The organism is Gordonia rubripertincta (assembly GCF_038024875.1).
Classification (GTDB): Bacteria; Actinomycetota; Actinomycetes; order Mycobacteriales; family Mycobacteriaceae; genus Gordonia; species Gordonia rubripertincta.
Genome location: NZ_CP136136.1, coordinates 1,080,364 through 1,103,200 on the forward strand (window position 1 = coordinate 1,080,364; position 22,837 = coordinate 1,103,200).

Below are 22,837 nucleotides of genomic sequence, written 5' to 3' on the forward strand. Positions count from 1 at the left end.
ATGGCTGTCTGGGATCCAGCACGCTATCTGCAATTCGCCGACGACCGGTCGAGACCCTTTCTCGACCTGATCGCTCAGATACCCACCAACCCGTCGTTCATCGTCGACCTCGGATGCGGACCGGGGCATCTCACCAAACACCTGCGCGCGCAGTGGCCGGCAGCCGACATCCTCGGCATCGACGAGTCCGCCGCGATGATCGACCGTGCCATCAGCGACAACTTCGATCCGCGCGCGAATTTCGACGTCGCCGACGTGATCGACTGGACGCCGCACCGCACATTCGACCTGATGATCTCCAACGCCATGTTCCAGTGGGTGCCCGACCAGTTCGGCGTCATCGACCGCCTCCTGGGCCATCTCTCCGACGGCGGAGCCTTCGCGATCCAGGTCCCCAACGGTCACGACGCCCCGTTCCGCAAGGTATTGGCCGAGCTCGCCGCCACCGACCCGTTCGCGGAGTCACTCAGTGAAGTCCGACAGCTCCCCCGCCTCGACGCCGAGGACTATCTGAGGTTCTTCTTCGACCGTGGTTTCCGGGTCAACGCCTGGGAGACCACCTACCTGCACGTCCTCGACGGCGACGACCCGGTCTTCGACTGGATCTCCGGGACCGGCGCCCGGCCGTACCTGCAGGCGTTGCCCACCCACCTGCGCGAGGAGTTCGTCACCGAACTCAAGCGACGGCTCGCCGAGGCCTACCCCCGGCACGACTGGGGCACCCTCATGCCGTTCCGACGCGCCTTCGCGGTCGCCACGCGCCACTAGCGGCTCCCAGGTCACGCCCCGGTCAAGCTTTGGCCGCCTCCACCGCTCGGACCCGTCACTTCTGCAACACTGACATCAGCCGTAGCCACAGGGGGTCCGCATGTCCCGACGCAGCCGTGTACGCCTGCGCCCGCTCTCGCGCGCCTTTGCGATCGGTGGCGTAACCGTTGGACTGACCGCGAGCCTCCTCTCGGCGACGGCCTCCCCCGCCGCCGGGGCGGTCTGCAACGTCACCGGCATCACGGGAGGCGACGTCGGCAGCACAGGTTAGCTCCGGGTCCAGCGATCTCGGCTGGGGCAGCATCGACTTCGGTAGTTACCGCGCCGACGGCAAGAAACCGCAGGGGCCGCTGCCCAAGCTCAAGGGCTCCACCACGGCCGTCTCGTGGGTCACCGGGCCACGGAGCCCCGAACGCACCGACGCCCGCTTCGGGATCACGGCCACCGACGTCGGCGTGCCCTGGGACAACGGTTCAGGTCAGATCCTCCTGGCCTTCGGCGACACCTGGGGCAGATGCGCCGGCCAGATGGTGTGGCGACACAACACGATGCTCCGCAGCGACGCGAACTCGAATCTCGACAAGGCCATCCGCTTCCCGACCGCCATCCCCGGATCGGTCCGCTCCGGCGCCTCGGTCACGCCCGCGCATCCCACCTATTCGCAGCCGATGTTCAATGCGATAGGCGTCCGCAACACCGAGGTCGGACGCATCCCGACCGGCGGCATCTCGATCAACGGCATCCAATTCCTGAGCTTCATGTCGATCCACAAGTGGCTGGGTCCGGGACGATGGGCCACCAATTATTCGGCGATCGCGGTGTCGCGCAACAACGGTCAGACCTGGACCGTCGACAACAACACGATTCGGGCGAACCTCGAACTGACCGTGCCCGGCGTTCCCCAGATCGCGCAGGGGCACAGCCGGTTCCAGATGGGCGCTTTCCTGCGCAGCGGCGACTACATCTACCAGTACGGCACTCCCAACGGCCGGCACGGATCGGCATTCGTCGCCCGCTTCCGGCCCGCCGACATCCTGAATCTGAATCGCTACCAATACTTCCGGGGCGGCAACGCCTGGTCGCCGAACCCGGCGGACGCCACGCCGATCGTCGGGCGGCCGGTCAGCGAGATGTCGGTGGCGTACAACACGTACCTCAAGAAGTTCGTCATGCTCACCGAGCGCGCCGGCACCGTCATGATGCGCAGCTCCCCGACCCCGGTCGGTCCATGGAGCGGCGAACGCGTCCTCATCTCCAACAAACAATCGAACGGGTTGTACACGCCCTACATTCATCCGCGATCGAGCGGAAAGAACCTGTACTTCGTGGTGTCCCGCTGGGACGACTACAACGTGATGCTGGCGCGCACCGACCTGTCCAAGTTGTGAGGCCGCTGCCATCATGGAGCGGTGAGCAGCAAAGACGCGGTACGCATCGTCCTCATCCGAGCGATCAACGTCGGCGGCGCCAAGCTGCCGATGGCCGAATTACGCGCGATCGCAACCGAACTCGGGGCCACGAACGTCTCGACGTACATCGCGTCGGGCAACCTGCTCTGTTCACCGCCCGGCGACCCTGCCGAGTTCGACCGCGCACTCGAGCGCGAGATCGAGAAGCGCTACGGGTTCTTCCGCGAGGTCATCAGCCGCACCCCGGCCGAGGTACGGACCGCACTGGACGCGCACCCCTTCGAGGTCATCGACGACAGGTACTCCTACGTCTACTTTCTCGCCGCCGAACCCGATGCCGACAAGGCTGCCGCTTTCGAGGAGAAGGACTTCGGCGACGACGTCCGGCGCGTGATCGGCTCCGATCTCCACATCCGCTACGCCGAGGGTGCGGGTCAGTCGAAACTGACCGCGCCCGCCATCGCCCGAGGACTCGGCGTGCAGGGAACCGGCCGCAACCTGCGCACCGTGCGAAAACTGCTGGACCTCACCAAGGGTTGACGAGCCTGGCCGGACGATCGGTGTGGGCGTAGCGTTGAGAACTGGACGCCAGACGCGCACGTCGAGAGGAGTCCCTCGTGAACCAGCCGGTACCTCAGCCCCCACCGCCTCCAGACCCGATGCCGGCGCCGGAACCGATACCCGAACCACCGCCGGAACCACCGATCCCGACGCCCACGCCCCCGCCGGTGCCGGATCCACAACCGACGCCGCCCGCGCCCGACCCGCCGCCGCGCCCGACCGTCATCTGAGCGTCAGCCGCGCGACAGGACCCGAGTCACACGGTCCAGGTCGGCGAGCTGGTCCGACTTGGGCGCCTCCCACAACTTCTTGGGTAACGCCTCGAGCGCCTTGACCGCCGATTCGGCGCGGTCGAGGACTTCGGTGGCCTCGTCGCCCCCGGCGCCGGCAGCAGCGATGAGCCGGTCGTCGAGTTCGAACACCGCGTCGTCCAACCGGTCCCGCGCCGACACCAGTTCCTCATCGAGGGGGATGGCGGGGTTGGCGTGTACGTCGGCGATCGCATAACGAACACGTCGATGCAGCAGAGCTTCTCGGCTGTTGTCGGTGGTCCAGCTCTCCGGTGCGCGCCCGGGCCGACCCGGGATGAGGTCGGTGGACCGCGCGAAGTTGCGCACCCGTTTGTCAGAGTCCCAGGCGAACCACGCCGCACCGCCCAGGACGAACAGTGCGACCACCACGGTCGCGACGATGATGATGACCGCGATCATGGCCGGATCACCCGATTCGGCACGGTTCGCACACGATCTCGCATGATGCCCAGCCTACTCAGGCCGAGCCCACTCCCTTGGGCGCCTTGCCCGACATGAAACCGAACAGGTACCCGGCGACCCGTCGCATCTGGATCTCGTCGGCGCCCTCGGTGATGCGGTAACGGCGGTGGTGACGGTAGATGTGCTCGAATGGTTCGTGCCGCGAGTACCCCTTGCCGCCGAACACCTGCATCGCCTGATCGGCGGCGTCGCAGCACAACCGGTTGGCTTGGTAGTTGCACATCGACACCTCGGCCGACGCGGCGAAGTTGCCGTGGGTGTCCATCTTCCACGCCGTCTCCCGGATGAGCGCGCGGACCATCGCGCAGCGGGTGTGCAGGTCGACGAGCGGGAACTGGATCGCCTGGTTGGTCGAGAGCTTCTTGCCGAACGGCGCCCGCTCGTTCGCGTACTCCACGGCCCGGTTCACGCAGTACTGCGCAGCACCGAGACTCGACGCGGCCTGCCGAATCCGGTTCTCGTTGAAGAAGTGCTGCACCACCTGCAGGCCGGCGCCCTCCTCACCGAACACCGCCGAGTCCGGCACCCGCACATCGCGCAGGCTGATGTGCGCGTGATCGGTGGGCATGTTGAACGTCCACAGGTACTCCTCGACGGCGAAACCCGGCGCCTGCGGGTCGACGAGGAACGCGGTGATGCCCCGCGCGTCACCGGGTTCGCCGCTCGTGCGGGCAAAGACGATGTCGCGGTGGGCAGCGTGAATACCGGTGTTCCAGGTCTTCTCGCCGTTGATGATCCAATCGTCACCGTCGCGAACCGCGGTCGTCTCCATGTACGTCGCGTCGGAACCGTGCTCCGGCTCGGTGATTCCGAAGGCGAAGAACTTGGTACCGGCGGCGAGACCCTCGACCCACTCCTCCTGCTGTTCGGGGGAGCCGTACTCCAGCATCAGGAGCAGACCGATGTTGTTGCCGACGATGGCGTGCTCGTTCTGCAGATCGCAGTGCAGGCCCAGCCCTTTCGACGCGAGGTGCTCGCGGATGATCGCCATGGAGAGATTCGATCCGTCGCGGCCACCGAACTCCTTGGGGAAGGGATAGCGGAAGTGGCCCGCGGCGTCGGCCCGCCGGCGCGCCTCGCCGAGCAGCGCCTCCCATTCCGCGTTCGGCAGACCGCCGCGCTCCCAGTCCGTGCGCGAGTCCTCACGCCGGTGGTCGAAGAACCGGATGTTGTCGTCGGCCTGCTCGAGCGGCTTGATCTCCGCCTCGATGAACGCGTCGAGTTCCTCCAGGTAGTCGCTCAGCGACTCGGGCAGTGCGAAGTCCACGGTGAATCCTTCTCGGTCGGGTGTGCGCGGTCACGGATGCGGGACCGCGAAGTACTTCGGGTTGGCGACCAGCAACCGCGCGCGGACGTCGGCGGCGATCGCCGCACGCACCTTCTCGTCGGCGCCGTCGAGTTCGCCGGTCCGCAGCGCGTCGCACAGGGCGCGCTGATCGGCGACACCCAGCGCGGCCAGGCGTTGAGCAGACTCCGCGGCGTGGGTCGCGCCGAGCAGTATCTGGCGCCAGACGACGTCCACCACGTTGCCGGCGACGCGGGTGTGGAACCGGACCTGCGGTGACATCTCGGCGGTCACGGAGTCGGAGCGGAGGAATCCGGCGAGTGCGCCGAGCAATTCGAGCGACGACGGGGACCCGTGCGGCTCCTCGTCGGAACCAGGCGTGTCACCGTCCAGCGGGTCCGGCACCACCTCCGGCGAGACGATCCCGAGATCGAGCAGAGCGTCGAATTCCTGTTCGGCACTTCGTCGTCCGATCGCGGCGAGTTCGACGGACCGTTCGACGCCGTCGAGATGCCGATTGGCCTGCACCGCGCAGATCAGACCCCACTTCACCGTGGCGTACAGCTCCCACCAGCGCAGTGCTCCTTCGGTGGGACGCCACCCGGCCACCTCGGCATAGGCATCGAGAAGCGCAGCGCGACCACCTATCCCGGCGACCGGGGCGGAACCGCCGAAACGCCAGGCCTTGGCGCACAGCCAGCCAAGATCCTCGACCGGGTCACCGATGTGAACCAGTTCCCAATCGAGCACTGCGGCAACACCATCGGCGTCGACGAGAAGGTTGCCGAGCCGGAAGTCACCGTGCACGACGCAGGAACCGGGGGACGCCGGCGGTGGGTTGGCCACGAGCCACTGGGTCGCGAGAACCAGCCCGGCCGGCATCGCGTCGAACTCACGCGGAAACAGCGTGTGCAGCGCCTCGACCGGGTCGACGAGTTCCTCGAGCCCCGGCGTCTGTGTGGCGTCGATACGGTGGACGCGCGCCAGGATCCCGCCACACTGTTCGACGAACCGGCCGCGCGCTGCGGCATAGGTGTCGTCGCGGAGGATCCGCCGCGGGATCGACTCGCCACCGATGAAATTCATTGCCAAATAGGGAAACCCGAGGACGCTGTCGTCGTCGAGACCGGCGTCGAGGATTGTTGGCACCGGGACCCCGGCATCGGCGGCAGCACGCAGGACCTCGGCTTCGGCACCGAGTCCGCCGTCATCCTCGGCGGCCGGAACGGCGCGGATGATGATCGGTTCGGGTGAGCCGGCAGCGTCTACCAGAGACGCGGCGTAGGTCGCGCGACTCGCGCCCGCAGGTAGTTGTCGGGCGGCCTCGACCGACACCGGGGTTCCTCGCGTCGCGCTGAGCCGTTCGGCGACTCGTGCGGCCACTTCGCCGGCCTCAGGCACTCCCACGCAGACCCGTCCCTTCGCGCACCGATCGACTGCTGTGCCGGTGTAATCCCCGACACAGCGAAGCTAGCACGGAAGCTGAATCCACTGTCAGAAAAACGGCCGCGGTGGCCCGGCGTCAGCGCGCCGGGGTCTGGAATTCCGGCTGATCGATGATGCGCACCCAGGATCCGTCGGATCGTCGGGTGACGACCTGTGCGCGAGCACCTGCGCCGTCGCGCGGCGGGGTCGAGGTCAAGGCCAGATCATCGCCGAAGACGAGCGTCGGCAGCGGGGGTTCGGCGACGAAGGTCGGCCGGTGTTCGAGCACCGAGGCCCAGAGGTCCCGGATCGCCGCCCTGCCCCGGGTGACCTGCCCCGGCGGGAAGGCCATGACCGCGTCCTCGTGGTAGAGCGAGGCGACGGCGTCGGCATCGCCGGCGTTGGAGAACTCGACGAAGAGTCGGGTGAGGTCTTCGGGGGTGCGGGCGGTTTCGCGGTTGGTCATGGCTTCCTTTCAACGGTACTTTCCAAGGCTCCTTCACCATGCGTCGCCAGCATGAATAAGTCCAAGTGATGATTTTGATGGCGGGTATCATCCTCGGTTATGGAGATGCGGCAGCTCGAGTACTTCGTCGCCGTGGCCGACGAGGAGAGCTTCACCGCGGCGGCGCAGCGGGTGCACACCACGCAACCCAACATCAGCGCACAGATCCGCGGCCTCGAACGCGAGCTGGGATCAGCGCTCTTCGATCGCTCCGCACGGTCGGTCCGGCTCACCGATGCCGGGCGGGCCGCCCTCCCCGCAGCTCGCGCGGCTCTGGCTGCGGCCCGAGAGGTGACCGATGCGGTTTCAGAGGTTCGCGGCCTGCTCCGCGGGAGTCTGTCGGTGGGAATGGTCGAGGGGTGCACCATCGCACCGCTGTTCGCCGCATTGGGCACCTTCGGTTCCGCCCATCCGAAAGTCGCTCTGAGCCTGCAGGAAGCCCCATCGGATCGACTGGTCTCCTCGGTCGTCGACGGCAGTCTCGACGTGGCGCTGGCCGGCTACGGCGACGAGCTGCCGCGCGGCATCGAATCACTCACCGTCATCGCCGAACCCGTCGTCGCGGTGGTCCCGGCCGACGTCGAGCACAGCGCCTCCACCGGGCTTGCGGACCTGCGCCAACGGTCTCTCATCTGCCTGCCGCGCGGCGCGGGTATCCGGGCCGTCTTCGACGACGCCGCAGTCGCGCAGGGCGGTCCCATCCGACCCGCGATCGAGGCGTCGTCTCCCGACGCGATCGTTGAATTGGTGTGCGGCGGCATGGGAACCGGCATCCTCAGTGCATCCATCGCCGCGGCGGACGATCGGGTGACCGGCCTGCCGATCGAGGGCGTCGACGTCCGCGCACGACTCGGCTTCCTGTGGAGAAGCGATCCGTCTCCCGCGACGCGACGGTTCGTCGACGTCGCCCACGAGGCCTTCGGCCTCGGTCCGGGCTGACGCGGCGGACTCAGCTCGCCAGCGCGTCCCCGGTCTCGTCCGTCGGCTTCTCCCGAACGGCCCGGTCCACCGGATCATCGGTGGGTGCGCCCGCGATCCAGTCGCCGATGCTCAATCCGCGTCGGCCCCAACGATGGTCGAACTTCTGCGCCCGAGCAGTCGCCTTCGCCAACTTCTCCGGTGAGTACCGGCGACGCGCCCACGGGGACTTCGGTCGAGCCAGTCGGATCGCGCCGGACCAGGCGAAGATCGGGATGAAGACGCCGACGATCGCGGTCGAGTACTTGCCCTTGACGACGCAGAAGATGGCGGCGGCGATGTTGATCGGTGCGGTCAGGGCGAACGCGATGGGGCCGAACTCGACGTCCGCCTCCACGTTGAACGGGTTGAAGCCGAGGATGACCATCCCCAGGGCGGCCACCGTCAGGGCGACGACCTGCACCGAGAGTTGGCCTTCGCGTGACCAATACACGTCCTGGAGACGGAGGATCAGCGCGAACTCGTCGAGCACCAGCGATGCGCCGATCCCGACCAGGACAGCACTGATCGACGCACCCGGCTCGACGCCGTTCACGCCGACGGAGATGAACGCCCCGACGATCATCAGGGCGAGCCCCGGGACCATGTGGTGGACGTGGAGGCCATCGGACACGTTGTTCTTGAACGGCCCCTTGCCTGCACGGATCAGGCGCGTGATCACCCGCGTCACGACGAATGTCACCGTGAAGGACGCGAACAGCAGGAACAGTGGAAGTCGTTGATGGGTCAGATCATCGAGGAACTCCACCGTTCATTCACTCCTCATCATGCGGGCACGATGCCCGTGCGCCGCTGCTCGATGATCAAGCAGCGGTCCTCGACGTAGAGCAGTCCCGCGTCCTCGGCGATCTTGCGTGCCTCCTCGGAGCGGATTCCGAGCTGCAGCCACAGCGCGGTCGCGCCGGCCTCGACCGCGGCGCGCGCGACGTCGGCGCATTCGGGTCCGGGGCGGAACACGTCGACGAGGCCGACCTGTTCGGGAATGTCTGTGAGCGACCGGTACACCTTCTCGCCGACGATCTCGTCGGCGGTCGGGTTGACCGGGATGATCCGCCACCCGAGGTGCTTCATGTGCGCGGGTACCTCGTTGGCGGCTTTGGCCGTGTTGGCGCTGGCACCGACCACCGTGATGGTGTCGTAGGTGGACAGGATCTTCTCGACGATCTCGTCCGTGGTGCGGGTGTCGGCGGAGTCTTGGGTAGCCATGGAGCGAGTGTAGGTGCCCACGCCGGACGATTTGCCACGTCACCGGCGATCGGATGGGTCAGCGCATCACGCCGTGAAGGACGATGGCCACCAATCGTTCTGCCCAGTCGTCGTCGAAATCCTGGTCCCGCAGCAGAAGTACGTGCAGCATCGCCGATCCGCCCACCACCTCGATGAGACGGTCGGGGTCGACGTCGGGGTGCACCTCGCCGCGCTCGACCGCGACCACCAGTCTCTCGCGCACACCCCCGAACACCGCGGCGAAACCGGCGTGGACGCGGGCGGCGAGAGCCGGGTCAGCGGACATGTCCGCGATCAGGCCGGGCAGCGCGACACGGGTCACCGGTCGGGCGAACAGGTCTCGAGCGGCGTCGACCATCAACCGCAGATCGGCCTCCATCTCGCCGCTCGACGGCGGTAGACGTGTCATCTGCGCGAACACCACGTCGTGTACGAGCTCGGCCTTACCCGACCATCGCCGATACAGCGCCGTCTTGGTGGTGCCCGCCCGCTCGGCGATCGCGGCCATCGTCAGGCGGTGATAACCCACCTCGACGACGAGTCGGGCCGCGGCGTCGAGCACCGCGGAGTCGATCCGCGCGTCGCGGGGCCGCCCGGCTGTCGCCTCGACCGGTCCCGCGCCGTCGAGGCCGGCGGCGAGACCAGCCCCGTCGGGTCCAGCGTCCATGAGACCAACTCTCGTCGCAGTCGCGATTTTGCCGAAGTCGCTGCGGGGTCCGCGACCTGTCTGCTGTCATTACGCTACTCACCGTAGCGAATCCTGGGGGTGCCCGTGGCCACCGAGCCCGCCGTCGAACACATCGACCATCTACAACGCTCCAGCAGGGACAGAACGTCGGTTCCGGACGTCCTCGCGTCCTGGCTCGCCGAACAACCCGACTCTCCCGACACCACTCCGGAGGTGACGGTGGCCGCCGGCGGCGACGCCAACGGCATGTCGTCGGAGACCATCCCGGTCACCGCGACCTGGCCGGGCTCGGACACCCGCGAGTGGGTGATGCGGATGGCACCCGCCGCCGGCGACATCCCCGTGTTCCGTACCTACCGGATGGACCATCAGTTCGAGGTGATGCGCAAGGTCGCCGAACTGACCGACGTCCCGGTCCCGCGCGTGCATCACCTCGAGCCGACGGGATCGCTGCTCGGCGCACCGTTCTTCCTCATGGACCGTCTGGAGGGCGACGTGCCGCCCGACGTCATGCCGTACACGTTCGGCGACAACTGGTTTGCCGACGCGACTCCCGTCGATCGACGCCGTGCGCAGGACGCCGCGGTCCACGTCATAGCCGACCTGCACGCCATCCCCGACGCGGCGGAGCACTTCGGTTTCCTGCTCGATGACCTGCCCGCAGGGGACTCGACCCTGGCGCGACTGCTCGCCTGGTTGCAGGACTGGTACGACCTCTCGGTCGAGGGCATCGGCCGCTCGCCCCTCGTCGAACGGGCGCTGGAGTGGCTCACTGCGAACTTCCCCGACGACGCCGCCTCCGCCGACCCGGTGCTGTCGTGGGGCGACTCCCGCCTGGGCAACATGATGTTCGTCGACTTCGAACCCACCGCCGTGCTCGACTGGGAGATGGCGAAGATCGGCCCGCGGGAACTCGATGTGGCGTGGGTGATCTTCGCGCACAGCGTGTTCGAGGAGCTCGCCACGATGGCCGGGCTGCCCGGCCTCCCCGACCTTCTTCGCGAGGAGGACGTCCGCGCAACCTATCGGGAACGGACCGGGGCCGAACTCGGCGACCTGCGCTGGTTCTACGTCTACGCCGCCGTGCAGTGGTGCTGCGTCTTCATGCGCACCGGCGCCCGACGCGTGCACTTCGGCGAACTCGAGCGGCCCGACGACGTCGACGGCACGCTCTTCTACCACCGTCCGCTGCTCGACCGTCTGCTCGAGGAAGGCTGATCCCATGTCCGGTCTCGGACCACTCGACGAGTTCCCGATTCATCAACTGCCGCAACCGATCGCCTGGCCGGCGAATTCCGACCGCAACTTCTACGACCGCGCCTATCTCAACGCCCACGATCGCAGCGGCAACATCTTCCTGATCACCGGCATCGGTTACTACCCGAACCTCGGGGTCAAGGATGCCTTCGTCCTGATCCGACGCCGGCAGGAAGACGGCCCGGACACCCAGACCGCGGTGCACCTGTCCGACGCCATCGACGGCGACCGACTCGACCAGCATGTCGGGGCGTACCGACTGTCTGTCGACGAGCCCCTGCGCACACTGCATCTCACGCTCGCCGAGACCGAGGGCATCGCCGTCGACCTGCACTGGGAAGGCCTGTTCGACCCACTCCTGGAGCAACCCCACATCATGAGGCAGGGCACCAAGGTCACGCTCGACGCGCAACGCTTCGCCCAGGTCGGCACCTGGCGCGGGTCCATCACCGTCGACGGCGAACACATCGCGGTCGACCCGTCGACGTGGATCGGGACCCGCGACCGGTCCTGGGGCATCCGGCCGGTGGGCGAACCGGAACCCGCAGGGCGACCGGCAGATCCGCCCTTCGAGGGCATGTGGTGGCTGTACGTGCCGATGGCCTTCGACGACTTCCAGCTCGTCCTCATCGTGCAGGAGGACCCGAACGGGTTCCGCACCCTCAACGACTGCTCCCGCGTGTGGAAGGACGGCCGCGTCGAACAACTCGGCTGGCCGAGGATCTCGGTGCACTACGCCTCGGGAACCCGGATTCCCACCGGTGCAACCATTTCCGCCACCGCATCGGACGGGTCGGTGGTGACGTTCGAGGCGGAGTCACTGCTGCCCGTCCCGATCCACGTCGGCGGCGGGTACGGCGGCGATCCCGACTGGCTCCACGGCGTCTGGCGCGGTGAGGACTTCACCGAGCGCCTCACCTACGACATGACCAGCCCGGAGATCATCGGGCGCATGCCGTTCGGCGTCATCGACCACGTCGGACGGGCGACCTGCCGGGAAGGCGACGGCACGACCCGAACCGGTTGGGGCCTGTTCGAGCACGGCGCGCTCGGCCGTCACGACCCGTCGGGCTTCGCCGACTGGCTGAGCGTCGCCCCCTAGTCCAGGCTCGACAGGAACTCGTCGATCCGCGGCCACGTCTGTTCGACGGCGGCCGATCCGGCGATGAGCCCGAGATGGCTGGTCTCCACGGTGGTGAACTCGACGCGCGGTGACCCGGTGAACAGGTCGACGCCGTGGTGGGCGGCCTCCCAGCTGACGATGGCGTCGCGGTGGCTGCCGAACAGCTGCACCGGCACCGCGACCTTCGACAACTCGACCGTGACGTCGTCGAAGGTCAGCACGCCGCGGGCCAGGTCGCCGTGCATGATGAACTTCTCCCACATCTCTTCGGACGCCTTGCCGGGGTAACCGGGCATCGTGTCCTGGAAGCGGTCGATGGCCTTCATCCTCGTCAAGGCCTCGGTGTCGTCGGCGTTGCGGATGATGTAGCCGGGTTTCTTGAGCTCGCGCTGCCAGGCGGTACCGCGGTAGGCGGTACGCACGAGAAGGGCCGGGATACCGCCCAGAGCCCGCAGCGCGAGAGACACCGGTTTGGGCCCGAGGGGCCGCATCAGCGTCTTCACCAGCGGGTACGGCGGGACGCGGTCATAGTCCAGCGGGGTACCGACCGCGGTGATGGACCGCACCGGCAGAGCCGGGTCGGCGGCGACGGTCAGGAACGAGATGGTGCCGCCGAGACTCCAGCTGAGCAGGTCCACACCGCCGCCGCCCGATGACCCCTCGTCGAAATCCGCCAGGGTCGCGGCTATCGCACCGGGGACGATGTCGGCGAAGAAGTCGGCGAACCCGAGGTGCCGGTCGTCCCGGCTCATGTCCCCGAAGTCGAGCACGTAGGGCACCCGGCCAGTGGACAGCAGGTACTCCACGACGCTGAGGCCGGACGCGAGGTCGTAACAGTCCGTGGACACCGCCAGTGGCGGGACGAGCAGCACCGGTCGCTGCGACGACCGGCGGGCCGACGTCAGTTGCTCGACGCTGCCGTAGCGCCGCAACTGACGATGTGGCGCGTCCTCGAGCACGGTGTTCGGGGTTTCGTGGGGTTCCCCGACCTCCCCACCGCGCGCCAGATGCAGCAGCTTCGCGACGCCGTCGAGACCGGCCATGACAGCTTCCCCCTTCACCTCATCCGCCCCCGCGGAGCCGTGATCGCTGGCCATTCAACACGGTGTGCCGACGCGCGTCACGGTTGGGGCCGAGCGTGTGTGGGTATGTCCGATCCAGGCAGCGCGGCCTCCGCCGTGTGCCTGCGATCAAGACGCGGTCGGATCGATCAGCCCGCACGACGGAGCACCCCCGACCCCGCCTGTGCATACGAGGAGGAGACACCATGGCCGAAGAACTCAACAACGTCACCGTCGCATTCCTGGTGGCCACCGAGGGCGCCGAACAGGTGGAGCTCACCGAACCCTGGAAGTCCATCGAGGCCTGCGGCGGAAAGCCGGTGCTCGTCTCCACCGACTCCGGCACCATCCAGGCGTTCGATCACCTCGACAAGGCCGACACCTTTCCCGTCGACCGGACTCTCGAAGACGCCCGCATCGCCGACTTCGACGCCCTGGTCCTCCCGGGCGGTGTCGCCAACCCCGATTTCCTGCGCGCGTCGTCGCCGGCGGTTCGTTTCGTGCGCGGCTTCTTCGAGGCTGGCAAGCCCGTCGCGGCGATCTGTCACGCGCCGTGGACGCTCATCGAGGCCGACGTCGTGCGCGGACGCACCCTCACCTCGTTCCCGAGCATCAAGACCGACGTCATCAACGCCGGCGGCAACTGGGTCGACGAGGAGGTCGTCACGTGTCGAGGCGGCGACAGCGTGCTGATCACCAGCCGTAAGCCCGACGACCTGCCGGCATTCAACGCCGCGATCGTGGCCGAGTTCGCCCACAGCCGCGTGCCCGGCTGAGGGGTCACACCACCGAGATCGGCCCCTGCTCGCGTCCGGTGAGGATCAGCAACGCCTGCTCGCCCTGGCCGGTCAGATCGGCGGCCTCCACCGCCGTGGCCAGGGCCGAGGCGAGCACATTCCGTGGCAGCGTCGACGACGATCCGATGGCGCGGGCGATGTCGAGGCCGTGAACGGCCAGTTCGAAGGTTCTCGTCGGTAGATAGTGCGACAACAGGATTGCGCCCCACGGGGTCGCCACCCGTCGATCCTCGATCCCGGTGATCGCCGCGACCGCGCGGTCCCGGCGTTCGGTCGCCGCCCGGAGCGGGTCGTCGCCGAGGTCGACTCCGGCGGCGACGCCGCGGGCGGTCACCTCCGGTGAGGACGCCAGCCCCTGGATACGGGCGTAATAACCTGCCACCGAGTCGATGTCGACGACGTCCGGTTCGGGTTCGGCGAGATAGTCGGCGACCGTGATCAGGGAGCGACTCGTGTGTCCGACGAGGGAGCGCACCGACCAGTCCCCCAGTCCCGGCTCCTCCCACTGCTGCGGGCCCACCTGCGCGACCAGGGCCAGGTAGTGTTCGGCGCCCGCGAGGTAGTCCTCGATCGCCGCATCCAACCGTTGCTCGACTGCCATGGTGTCTCCTGGTTCTTCGGCGGAAACCGACTGCACTGCACACGATATTCGGCGTCTCGCCGTCGTGGTGGGCGAGGTCACCATGGCCCGGTCTGGGTGCGCACAGCGCCGCGGTCACTCGTACCGTGTCTGTCATGACCACGCAGTCCGACAGCATCACCGGCACCACCGGCGTCGACACCCGCAATCTCGTCCGCTACGGCGGCCAGTTCTCGCCGGAGCTGATCGTCCGGGCGTCTGGCAGCTGGGTCCACACGGCAGACGGGCGACCCCTCCTCGACTTCACCTCAGGACAGATGTCGGCGATCCTCGGGCATTCACACCCCGACATCGTCTCGACCGTCACCCGGCAGATCGGCGAGCTCGATCATCTGTTCAGCGGGATGATCTCCCCTCCGGTGCTGGAACTCTCGTCCCGCCTGGCGGAGACGCTGCCCGACGCACTCGAGAAGGTGCTCCTGCTGAGCACCGGCGCGGAGTCCAACGAGGCCGCGATCCGCATGGCGAAGCTCGTCACCGGCAAGCACGAGATCGTGTCCTTCGCGCGGTCCTGGCACGGCATGACCCACGCCGCGGCTGCCTCGACCTACAGCGCGGGCCGTACCGGCTACGGACCGGTCGCACCCGGCAACTTCGCGTTGCCGACGCCCAACCCCTACCGTCCCGACTTCACCGATGCCGACGGCACTCTCGACTGGCAGCGCCAGCTCGACTTCGGTTTCGAACTCATCGACGCCCAGTCGACCGGTTCCCTGGCGGCGTGCATCGTCGAACCGATCCTCTCCTCCGGTGGCGTGATCGAGCCGCCGGCAGGTTATTTCGCCGCGCTGAAACGCAAATGCGAGGAACGCGGGATGCTGCTGATCGTCGACGAGGCGCAGACCGGACTGTGCCGTACCGGTTCCTGGTACGCCTTCGAACGCGACGGGATCGTGCCCGACATCCTCACCCTGTCGAAGACACTCGGTGCGGGTCTACCGCTCGCCGCGGTCATCACCACCGCCGAGATCGAGCAGGCCGCCCACGACCGCGGCTACCTGTTCTTCACCACCCACGTGTCCGACCCGCTGGTGGCGGCGGTGGGCGTGACCGTGCTCGACGTGCTGCAGCGCGACGGCCTCGACGCCCGTGCCACACATGCCGGTTCGGTTCTGCGCGACGGACTTCTCGAGATCCAGGGCCGCCACGATTGCGTGGGCGACGTGCGCGGCCGCGGGCTCATGCAGGGAATCGAACTCGTCACCGACCGCGCGACGAAGCAGGGCGCCGACCAGCTCGGGTCTGCCGTGACCGCACGGTGTTTCGAGCTCGGACTCCACATGAACGTCGTCCAGCTTCCGGGCATGGGCGGGATCTTCCGCATCGCACCCCCGCTGACCGCCTCCGACGAGGAGATCCGCACCGGCCTCGCCATCCTCGACACCGCGATCGCCGAATGCGCCTCGGCGGCAATCTGATCGCCGAGGCCGACCCTCGGGACTCAGCCCTTGGGGTCGGTCTTGGTGGTGTCGTCGACTCCCGTGACAACCGTGTCCGGCACGGTGCCGCTGGCGGCAGCGAGCTTGGCGATGCGGTCGTAGAGCAGGGCGACGAGGCCGGCGAACACGATGACGCCGAGGATCTGCGCCCAGGTCTCGAAACCGTCGCCCACGATGGCCAGCACTGAGTCGTCGCCGGTCGCGGCGACGATGCCCGCGAAGACCACGCCGAACAAGGCCTCACCGACGATCAGGCCGGTCGCGAGCAGCACACCCATGCGCTTCTTGTGTTCGACTGCGCCACCGCTGCGTTCGGCCCAGCGGTTGTAGAAGTGTCCGAGGAAGGCGCCCACCGGGATGATGAGAGTGACCGACATCGGCAGGTACATGCCCATGCCGACCGCGAGCGGCGGCAGCCGGAACTTCCCCGCACGACCCAGCAGTTCGTCGATGAGGATGACGGCCGCGCCGATGAGGGCGCCGAGTCCGATGAGGCCCCAGTTGAGATCGGCGCCGAGCACGCCCTTGGCGAGGGTCGACAGCAAGCCCGCCTGCGGTGCGGCCAGTGCGTCGGGGCCGGCGCCGGGGGCTCCGACGAAGCCGAAGACGTCGTACATGAGCCCGAGGATCGGCGGGATGATCGCCGAGCCGAAGAGCACACCGATCACCAACGCCACCTGCTGTTTCCACGGTGTCGCACCGACCAGCTGACCGGTCTTGAGGTCCTGCAGGTTGTCATTGGAGATCGTCGCGACGCCGAAGACCACCGCGGCCGTGAACAGCGTGTAGGCGATCAGGGCGTCGGTCTGGGAGGAGTCGGCGCCACCGAAGGTCGCCTTGATGAGGAGCGCGGCGATGAGGACCACCAGGATGCCGACGCCGGAGATCGGGGAGTTCGACGAGCCGATGAGCCCGGCCATGTAGCCGCAGACCGCCGCCACCGCGAGACCGATGACGAAGACGAACACGATGCTCACCGCGATGATCCCGGCGGCGCTGCCCTCGAGGACGGTGTCGTGCACGAAGTCCCACAGCAGCAGACCGATCGGGACGAGCAGCACCAGGATGCTGCCGCCGACGATGTTGAAGGGGATGTCGCGCTCGGTGATGTCCACGGTCTGGCCCTCGCGGCGTGACCGCGACGAGGCGAGCGACCCCTTGATCCCGCGGGCGATCGGGCCCATGACCTTGATGAGGGTCCAGATCGCGGCGATTGCGATGGCGCCCGCACCGATGAGTCGGACGTCGTTGGCGAAGACCCCGGAGACCACGTCGCTGAGCGACTCCCCGGCCTCACCCTGGTTCTGGCTCTGGATCGGCAGCAGGACACCGTAGGAGATGAGCAGGCCGACGAGCATCGCCACACCGACGGTGACGCCCACGAGGTGTCCGATACCGATGAGCGACATCGACAGTCCGGCGGTGAACAGGGTGCCGCCTGCGCCGACCTTGATCGTCGTGGCGATCGAGTCGCTCAGAACCTTGAGCTTCGTCAGAAGGGCGAATCCCGCCGACGCGATCGAACCGATGACGATCGTGCGCAACCCGGCCTTGTTCTCCGTGGCACCGCCGGCCGAGTCACCGACCTTCAGCACCTCAGCTGCCGCAACGCCTTCGGGATAGGGCAGGTCCGATCCCGTGACCAGCGCCCGGCGCAGCGGGATGGAGTACATGACGCCGAGGATGCCGCCGATCGCACAGACGGCGACCGTGATCCAGTACGGGAATCCCGTCCACCATCCGATCATCACCAGACCGGGGATCACGAAGATGATCGCCGACAGCGTGCCGGCCGCGGATGCGATCGTCTGGACGATGTTGTTCTCCACCACCGAGTGATTGGCGAAGTACCGCAGGATGCTCATCGAGATCACGGCCGCCGGGATGGCGGTGGCGAAAGTGAGGCCGACCTTGAGTCCGAGATAGACATTGGCCGCGGTGAAGACGAGCGTGATGACCCCGCCGAGGATGACCCCTCGGAGCGTCAGCTCGCGCAGACTTGTCGTGGCCGCGGGCGTAATCGCCATCAGGTCCCCTCACACAGGTCGTGAACGGCCCGCCGCGTGAGACGTGGACCGGGTTCACTCGAGTACAGTCGATCCACCTTAGGACCGGAGGGCCGCACCGGCGCAAACGCGGCCTGTCGCTCGCGCGTCGGGTCCGGGACAACAGGTCACGATCCGTGCTCCGGACGACCACCACGGTAGGGCATCATCTACCCATGACCGATGGGAAGACCGAGCAGTCTGCCCGTACCCGCCAGGCGCTGATCGGCGCGGCAGAGGAGTTGATCGCGCTGCACGGCGTGTCCGCGGTCTCCAGCAGGCAGATCAGCAAAGCCGCCGGTCAGGGCAACAACTATGCGGTGGGCCATCACTTCGGTTCCAAGGACGACCTGATCCGGGCCACCCTCGACAGACACAACGCCACCATCGATCGACTGCGTCAGAAAGCACTCGACGCGATCACGCCGAACCCGGAGGTACGGGACTGGATCCGGTGTCTGGTGTGCCCCGAGATCGAGTATCTCGGCGGGCTCGGTGCCCCGACCTACTTCGCGCGGTTCTTCGCGAACGTGTCCAGCGACCCGGCTACCACCATCCTGCTGTACGAGAAGATGGGCGAGTCCCGACCACTGCTGGCGATCCTCGCGGGCTTGTACGGCGCACTGCCGGAGTTCCCGGGTCCCGTCCTCGAGATGCGCAACAACATGACGCGTCACATCATCGTGAACACACTGGCCGACCTCGAGCGCGCCGCCGAGTCCGGTGATCACCCGGTCACACCCTGGCAGCAGCAGTGCGAGATCGTCGTCGACGCCCTCACCGGGATGTGGCTCGCTCCGGTCACCCTCCCCGCTTCTGAGTGAACCGTCGCTGGAAACCGCGAGCGAAGCGAGCCACCAAGCGTCAGATCGTGGAACCCACGTCCTTGGCGACGATGTGGTCGAGCGCGCGTTCGGCCACCGCTGCGATGGTCATCGACGGATTGCAGGCCGCGGTGGTGCCCGGCATGAGCGCACCGTCGAGCACGTAGAGACCGGGTTGTCCCTTGACCCGCCCCTCGAGGTCGCAGACCGTACCCATGTTGGCGCCACCGAGTGCGTGCCAGGTCGACGGGAAGAACGCGTTGGTGTCGGTGAGGATCGCGTCGGGCCCGGCGATCCTGCGGACCGCGCCGTCGATGTGTTTGGTCTGTATCTCCGAGTCACCCTCGTGCGGCCACTTGATGATCGCGTCGCCGGCCCTCGAGTCGTAGGAGATGACACCGCGTCCGGAACTGACACCGAAGCCGACCAGCATCGTGGTCTTGGCGGAGACCGGCATCGGGGGAATCGAGGCCTGGACGACGGTGAAGGCGCTCTTGGGATCGCTCCAGTTGAGACTGCCGTACACCACCGGACCTCCCTGTACCGCTCCGAAATCGATGCTCGGGCTGGTCCAGGTGTAGATGCGGTCCGCGTTGGTGCCCCACCCGCGGCCGAGACCATCGGGCAGGTCGCTGATCGTACCGGCCTCGCGGGCCCGCACGAGAAGCTTGGTGGTGTTGACACTGCCCGCCGCCATGATGAGTGTCCTGGTGATGATCTCCTTGTGTTCCAACACCTTTCCGGCCTCGTCGGTCCGTTCGACGTGGAGGGACCACTTGCCGTCCTTCCGCCTGCTGACCTGCCGGACGGTGTGCAGTGTCCGCACCGTCACGAGCCCGGTGGCCTCGGCCTGCCGGATGTAGGTGACGTCGACGCTGTGCTTGCCGCCGTTGTTCACGCCGAAGGAACCGTCCCCGTTGGAGTAGGCCGCCTTCATCTCGCCGCGCAGTTCCGCCTCGGCATATCCCCAATCGATGGGCATTGGAATCTTCTGCAGCGGGAGTCCCTCGGCGCGAACCCGTTTGGCGAACTGACGCGGGGCCAGATACTGCGGTGACCGCACCACCGAGTCGGGTGCCACCGCGACCTTGAGCATCTTGGCGACCCGCGGATAATGGACGCGGTTCATCAGCTGCCAGTCGAGAGCGTTGGGGAAGTGCTCGTTGAAGACCGCCTCACTGGGCTGCAATGTCATGCCCTGGTAGACCAGGGAACCACCACCGAGTCCAGCAGGACACAGCGCCGTCATGTTCGCACCCGTTACTGACTCAATCAGTCCCACATAGGGTTCGACACTCAGCGGCTTGCCGAACAGGTTCGGCGTGGACTCGTGCCAGAGTACGCGTTTGTCGGGATTCAACGCCCGTGGAAAGGTCTCCGAGTTCGGTCCGGTCGGCCACCTTCTTCCCCGCTCGAGCATCAGGACCGGCACACCGGCCTGCGCGAGGCGGAGTGCCGAGACACCCCCACCGAAACCGGAGCCCACGACCACCACCCGATGCTCCTCCCGGGTGCGCCGGACACGGCGCGCCGGCGCCGCCGACGCCGGGGTCCCGTTCGCGGACACAGCGATCGCGCCCGCTGCGCCGGCCGCGGTGACCGCCGCAGCCTTGAGGAAGGTTCGTCTCGTCGGCAACGCCCCGGACATGGCTCTCCTGTCGTCGGTGCACGAGACGATCCCGTACACGCATGCACTGAGGGAACTCACGGCATTCTCGAACCGCGAGCGGGAGAAGATGGCGCCTGCGAGATGCAGCCGTCCGAAGCAGACTTCGGCATGAACACAGTCCTGTCAAGGGCTACAACGGTTTTCGTCCCTCGTTCTGATCAGCTCACCGCAAGGCTTGACAGACGCTCCAGTCATGTGACTGAATCGGTGGCAATGGGTCTGCACCTATTCGCGGCGGGGGAGATGCATGTCAGATCACTTGCGAGACAAGACCATCATCATCACGGGGGCCGGTGGCGGATTCGGCAAGGTCATCGCCCAGAAGTGTGCCTCGCGCGGTGCCCATGTCGTCGGCGTGGACATCGACACCGACGGTCTGACCGCCGTTGTCGACGACATTCTCGCCGCCGGCGGCTCGGCGGTCGCGCAGGTCGCAGACGTGACCGACATGGCTCAGATGCGGTCGGCCGCAACGCTCGCCGTCGAGAAGTTCGGGACCATCGACGTCATCGTCAACAACGCCGGCGTCATGCCGTTGGCCTTCTTCGCCGATCACGAACGCGCCTGGGAGAAGTGGCACAAGGCCATCGACATCAACATCAAGGGCGTCGTGAACGGCATCTCCGCCGTCTACGACCAGATGATCGCGCAGGGCCGTGGGCAGGTCGTCAACATCGCGTCGATCTACGGCAACGGCGGCTTCGAGGGATCGGGCGTCTACAGCGCGACGAAGGCGGCGGTCACCATGTTGTCCGACTCGTTGCGGATCGAGGCCAAGGGCAAGATCAAGGTCACCACGGTCAAGCCCACCGGTGTCGCGGGCACCAATCTGGCGAGCTGGATCGTCAACGATCGCGCGATCCGCGGCATCGTCGGCCAGCGCGCGGCGTCGTACCGGGAGCACGTAGTCCAGATGCTCAAGGGTGAACTACCGCCCGAACTGACCGACGCGGACTCGATCCGGTACTGGCTCATCACTCCCGAGGATCTGGCCGACGCCGTCGTCCACGTCATCGATCAACCCTGGGGGATCAGCCTCTCGGACGTGACCGTGCGCGCGAGTGGCGAGGACTACCTGTACTGATCTCGCAAATCAGCGACGACGATTTTCCCCGCGGTACTTGCGGTGGTACTCGTCGTAGAGGTCGGAGTTCTTCTCGCGCTCGAGCCGGTTGACCAGGTCGGGGTTGAGCCCGTGCTGGGCCAGCCGGTGCCGGCGGTAGACGCGGTTCAGGGCGATCGAGAAGAAGAGGTAGGCGATGAGGATCGGCGCCGTCATGGTGAACCGGACGCCCCAGTCCGCCGGGACGAAGAGCATCGGCAGCAGGATGACGATGCACGGGATCGCCCAGCGCACGACCATGCGCACCGAGGCACCCGGCCCCGCGAGGTCGTTCTCGACCCAGGCGGTCATCGACTTCGGCAGGGGCGCCCAGTAGCAGTACTTGACGTACTCTGCAGCGTTCGGGGTGGTGCGTTCTGTCGTGCTCACTCTTCGATCGTGCACCATCGGGGAGGCCGTCTCCAAAGAGGTTGACGCAGGCCACACTCCGCGCAGCCGGTTCGTCCGCAACCCATAGCATGGCAAATCGGACATGGCTGCGTGTGCCCGAACACTTTGCGGTCGGTAGTCTGACCGCGTCTCGGCACGGTGAATCGGCGAAAGGACTCCGCGACCATGAGCTCGGATCCGACCCCCGCCGAATCCCCCGCTCCGATCGATTCCGACGCCATCGGGGGCCTCGAAGCCGAGCTGACCGACTTCTGGCGCCGCGGGCGCATCCGCACCCGCCTGCGCGCCCGCGAGATCGACTCCCGCCTCGATCCGTCGTGCTATCCACTCATGTCCGTGCTCGCCCGTTTCAACTCGATGCCGATGTCCGACCTGGTCAGTGCCGTCGGGATGGAGAAGTCGACAGTCACGCGGCAGATCGACGCGGTCGTACGGCTCGGGCTCGCCGAGCGGCACCCCGACCCGCGGGACGCACGGGCCCGCGTGGTCACGCTGACCGATCATGGACGCGAACGCGTCGACGCCGTCCTCGCCTCGGCAGTGTCCGACTGGCGAGCCCGTCTGGCCCAGTGGGACCCCGAGGACATCCGCACCCTGACACGCCTGCTCCACCGGCTCGGCGAGGCGACCAACGACCCGGTCGTCGACCCGGAGGCCTGACGCGCCGGTTCGGGCAGGCGGCACAATTCCCCACCGCATTCCGGGCGCCGGGAATAACCCGGTTGGTTGCGCGTTACACCTTTCACGTCCTATAGTTGCAGCATTCAACTAAACGGGCGGCGGCCTATGCCGGACCCCCGTTTCCACCAGCTTTCCCGGCACCTGTGTCCACGAGCTCGACGAGCACGCT

General features: G+C 67.3%; 22 protein-coding genes and 1 pseudogene. 11 read left to right on the forward strand and 12 right to left on the reverse strand.

The window, feature by feature from the left end:
• From RVF83_RS04825 to RVF83_RS04835, 3 genes and pseudogenes are all read left to right on the forward strand, one after another.
• Positions 1-768 carry a methyltransferase domain-containing protein gene (locus RVF83_RS04825; RefSeq protein ID WP_039881301.1) on the forward strand — a complete coding sequence of 256 codons (768 nt, stop codon included), beginning with the start codon at positions 1-3 and terminating at the stop codon, positions 766-768.
• Positions 769-868: 100 nt separating this feature from the next.
• A pseudogene (locus RVF83_RS04830) lies at positions 869-2,156 on the forward strand (DUF4185 domain-containing protein).
• 21 nt (positions 2,157-2,177) lie between these two features.
• The gene (locus RVF83_RS04835; protein ID WP_005201589.1) at positions 2,178-2,717 is read left to right on the forward strand and encodes a DUF1697 domain-containing protein; all 540 of its coding nucleotides are present in this window, start codon (positions 2,178-2,180) and stop codon (positions 2,715-2,717) included.
• A gap of 254 nt (positions 2,718-2,971) precedes the next feature.
• On the opposite strand, the gene RVF83_RS04840 is transcribed toward RVF83_RS04835, so the two are convergent.
• From RVF83_RS04840 to RVF83_RS04855, 4 genes are all read right to left on the reverse strand, one after another.
• A complete protein-coding gene (locus RVF83_RS04840; RefSeq protein WP_005201591.1) occupies positions 2,972-3,448 on the reverse strand; it encodes a hypothetical protein in 477 nt (158 codons plus the stop codon).
• 58 nt (positions 3,449-3,506) lie between these two features.
• Positions 3,507-4,778 carry an acyl-CoA dehydrogenase family protein gene (locus RVF83_RS04845; protein WP_005201596.1) on the reverse strand — a complete coding sequence of 424 codons (1,272 nt, stop codon included), beginning with the start codon at positions 4,776-4,778 and terminating at the stop codon, positions 3,507-3,509.
• Between the two features lie 30 nt (positions 4,779-4,808).
• The gene (locus tag RVF83_RS04850) at positions 4,809-6,203 is read right to left on the reverse strand and encodes a phosphotransferase family protein (RefSeq protein ID WP_005201598.1); all 1,395 of its coding nucleotides are present in this window, start codon (positions 6,201-6,203) and stop codon (positions 4,809-4,811) included.
• Positions 6,204-6,318: 115 nt separating this feature from the next.
• On the reverse strand, positions 6,319-6,687 hold the full coding sequence (locus RVF83_RS04855; protein WP_005201606.1) for a YybH family protein: 369 nt from the start codon (positions 6,685-6,687) through the stop codon (positions 6,319-6,321).
• Positions 6,688-6,786: 99 nt separating this feature from the next.
• On the opposite strand from RVF83_RS04855, the gene RVF83_RS04860 reads away from it, so the two are divergent.
• On the forward strand, positions 6,787-7,665 hold the full coding sequence (locus RVF83_RS04860; protein WP_005201611.1) for a LysR family transcriptional regulator: 879 nt from the start codon (positions 6,787-6,789) through the stop codon (positions 7,663-7,665).
• A gap of 10 nt (positions 7,666-7,675) precedes the next feature.
• Here the strand turns inward: RVF83_RS04860 and RVF83_RS04865 are convergent, their stop codons facing one another.
• The 3 genes from RVF83_RS04865 to RVF83_RS04875 are packed head-to-tail and all read right to left on the reverse strand — an operon-like array spanning position 7,676 to position 9,598.
• Positions 7,676-8,452, reverse strand: coding sequence for a hypothetical protein (locus RVF83_RS04865; protein ID WP_005201612.1), 777 nt, complete (start codon positions 8,450-8,452; stop codon positions 7,676-7,678).
• Positions 8,453-8,469: 17 nt separating this feature from the next.
• On the reverse strand, positions 8,470-8,910 hold the full coding sequence (locus tag RVF83_RS04870) for a CoA-binding protein (protein WP_039881304.1): 441 nt from the start codon (positions 8,908-8,910) through the stop codon (positions 8,470-8,472).
• A 58-nt stretch (positions 8,911-8,968) separates the two neighbouring features.
• Positions 8,969-9,598, reverse strand: a complete 630-nt coding sequence (locus RVF83_RS04875; protein WP_005201623.1) for a TetR/AcrR family transcriptional regulator — start codon at positions 9,596-9,598, stop codon at positions 8,969-8,971.
• A gap of 105 nt (positions 9,599-9,703) precedes the next feature.
• Between RVF83_RS04875 and RVF83_RS04880 the strand changes: the two genes are divergently transcribed.
• The gene (locus tag RVF83_RS04880) at positions 9,704-10,837 is read left to right on the forward strand and encodes a phosphotransferase family protein (protein WP_005201626.1); all 1,134 of its coding nucleotides are present in this window, start codon (positions 9,704-9,706) and stop codon (positions 10,835-10,837) included.
• A 4-nt stretch (positions 10,838-10,841) separates the two neighbouring features.
• Positions 10,842-11,978: a hypothetical protein gene (locus RVF83_RS04885; protein WP_005201631.1), complete on the forward strand. Its 1,137-nt coding sequence runs from the start codon at positions 10,842-10,844 to the stop codon at positions 11,976-11,978.
• On the opposite strand, the gene RVF83_RS04890 is transcribed toward RVF83_RS04885, so the two are convergent.
• Complete coding sequence (locus RVF83_RS04890; RefSeq protein WP_005201632.1) at positions 11,975-13,042, reverse strand: alpha/beta hydrolase; 1,068 nt, start codon at positions 13,040-13,042, stop codon at positions 11,975-11,977. The genes RVF83_RS04885 and RVF83_RS04890 overlap by 4 nt on opposite strands.
• A 224-nt stretch (positions 13,043-13,266) precedes the next feature.
• Between RVF83_RS04890 and RVF83_RS04895 the strand changes: the two genes are divergently transcribed.
• Positions 13,267-13,836, forward strand: a complete 570-nt coding sequence (locus RVF83_RS04895) for a type 1 glutamine amidotransferase domain-containing protein (RefSeq protein ID WP_005201633.1) — start codon at positions 13,267-13,269, stop codon at positions 13,834-13,836.
• Positions 13,837-13,840: 4 nt separating this feature from the next.
• On the opposite strand, the gene RVF83_RS04900 is transcribed toward RVF83_RS04895, so the two are convergent.
• Positions 13,841-14,458 carry a maleylpyruvate isomerase family mycothiol-dependent enzyme gene (locus tag RVF83_RS04900; protein ID WP_005201634.1) on the reverse strand — a complete coding sequence of 206 codons (618 nt, stop codon included), beginning with the start codon at positions 14,456-14,458 and terminating at the stop codon, positions 13,841-13,843.
• Between the two features lie 134 nt (positions 14,459-14,592).
• On the opposite strand from RVF83_RS04900, the gene RVF83_RS04905 reads away from it, so the two are divergent.
• The gene (locus RVF83_RS04905; protein ID WP_005201635.1) at positions 14,593-15,915 is read left to right on the forward strand and encodes an aspartate aminotransferase family protein; all 1,323 of its coding nucleotides are present in this window, start codon (positions 14,593-14,595) and stop codon (positions 15,913-15,915) included.
• Positions 15,916-15,938: 23 nt separating this feature from the next.
• Here the strand turns inward: RVF83_RS04905 and RVF83_RS04910 are convergent, their stop codons facing one another.
• Positions 15,939-17,963 carry an OPT family oligopeptide transporter gene (locus RVF83_RS04910; protein ID WP_005201636.1) on the reverse strand — a complete coding sequence of 675 codons (2,025 nt, stop codon included), beginning with the start codon at positions 17,961-17,963 and terminating at the stop codon, positions 15,939-15,941.
• Between the two features lie 194 nt (positions 17,964-18,157).
• On the opposite strand from RVF83_RS04910, the gene RVF83_RS04915 reads away from it, so the two are divergent.
• On the forward strand, positions 18,158-18,805 hold the full coding sequence (locus tag RVF83_RS04915) for a TetR/AcrR family transcriptional regulator (RefSeq protein ID WP_005201637.1): 648 nt from the start codon (positions 18,158-18,160) through the stop codon (positions 18,803-18,805).
• A gap of 40 nt (positions 18,806-18,845) precedes the next feature.
• Here the strand turns inward: RVF83_RS04915 and RVF83_RS04920 are convergent, their stop codons facing one another.
• Positions 18,846-20,453, reverse strand: coding sequence for a GMC oxidoreductase (locus tag RVF83_RS04920; protein ID WP_039881302.1), 1,608 nt, complete (start codon positions 20,451-20,453; stop codon positions 18,846-18,848).
• A gap of 268 nt (positions 20,454-20,721) precedes the next feature.
• Between RVF83_RS04920 and RVF83_RS04925 the strand changes: the two genes are divergently transcribed.
• Positions 20,722-21,558 carry an SDR family oxidoreductase gene (locus tag RVF83_RS04925; protein ID WP_005201640.1) on the forward strand — a complete coding sequence of 279 codons (837 nt, stop codon included), beginning with the start codon at positions 20,722-20,724 and terminating at the stop codon, positions 21,556-21,558.
• Between the two features lie 9 nt (positions 21,559-21,567).
• Here RVF83_RS04925 and RVF83_RS04930 read toward each other — a convergent pair whose 3' ends face one another.
• On the reverse strand, positions 21,568-21,984 hold the full coding sequence (locus RVF83_RS04930) for a DUF5313 domain-containing protein (protein WP_039881303.1): 417 nt from the start codon (positions 21,982-21,984) through the stop codon (positions 21,568-21,570).
• 168 nt (positions 21,985-22,152) lie between these two features.
• On the opposite strand from RVF83_RS04930, the gene RVF83_RS04935 reads away from it, so the two are divergent.
• Positions 22,153-22,647: a MarR family winged helix-turn-helix transcriptional regulator gene (locus RVF83_RS04935; RefSeq protein ID WP_005201642.1), complete on the forward strand. Its 495-nt coding sequence runs from the start codon at positions 22,153-22,155 to the stop codon at positions 22,645-22,647.
• Positions 22,648-22,837 lie beyond the last annotated feature (190 nt).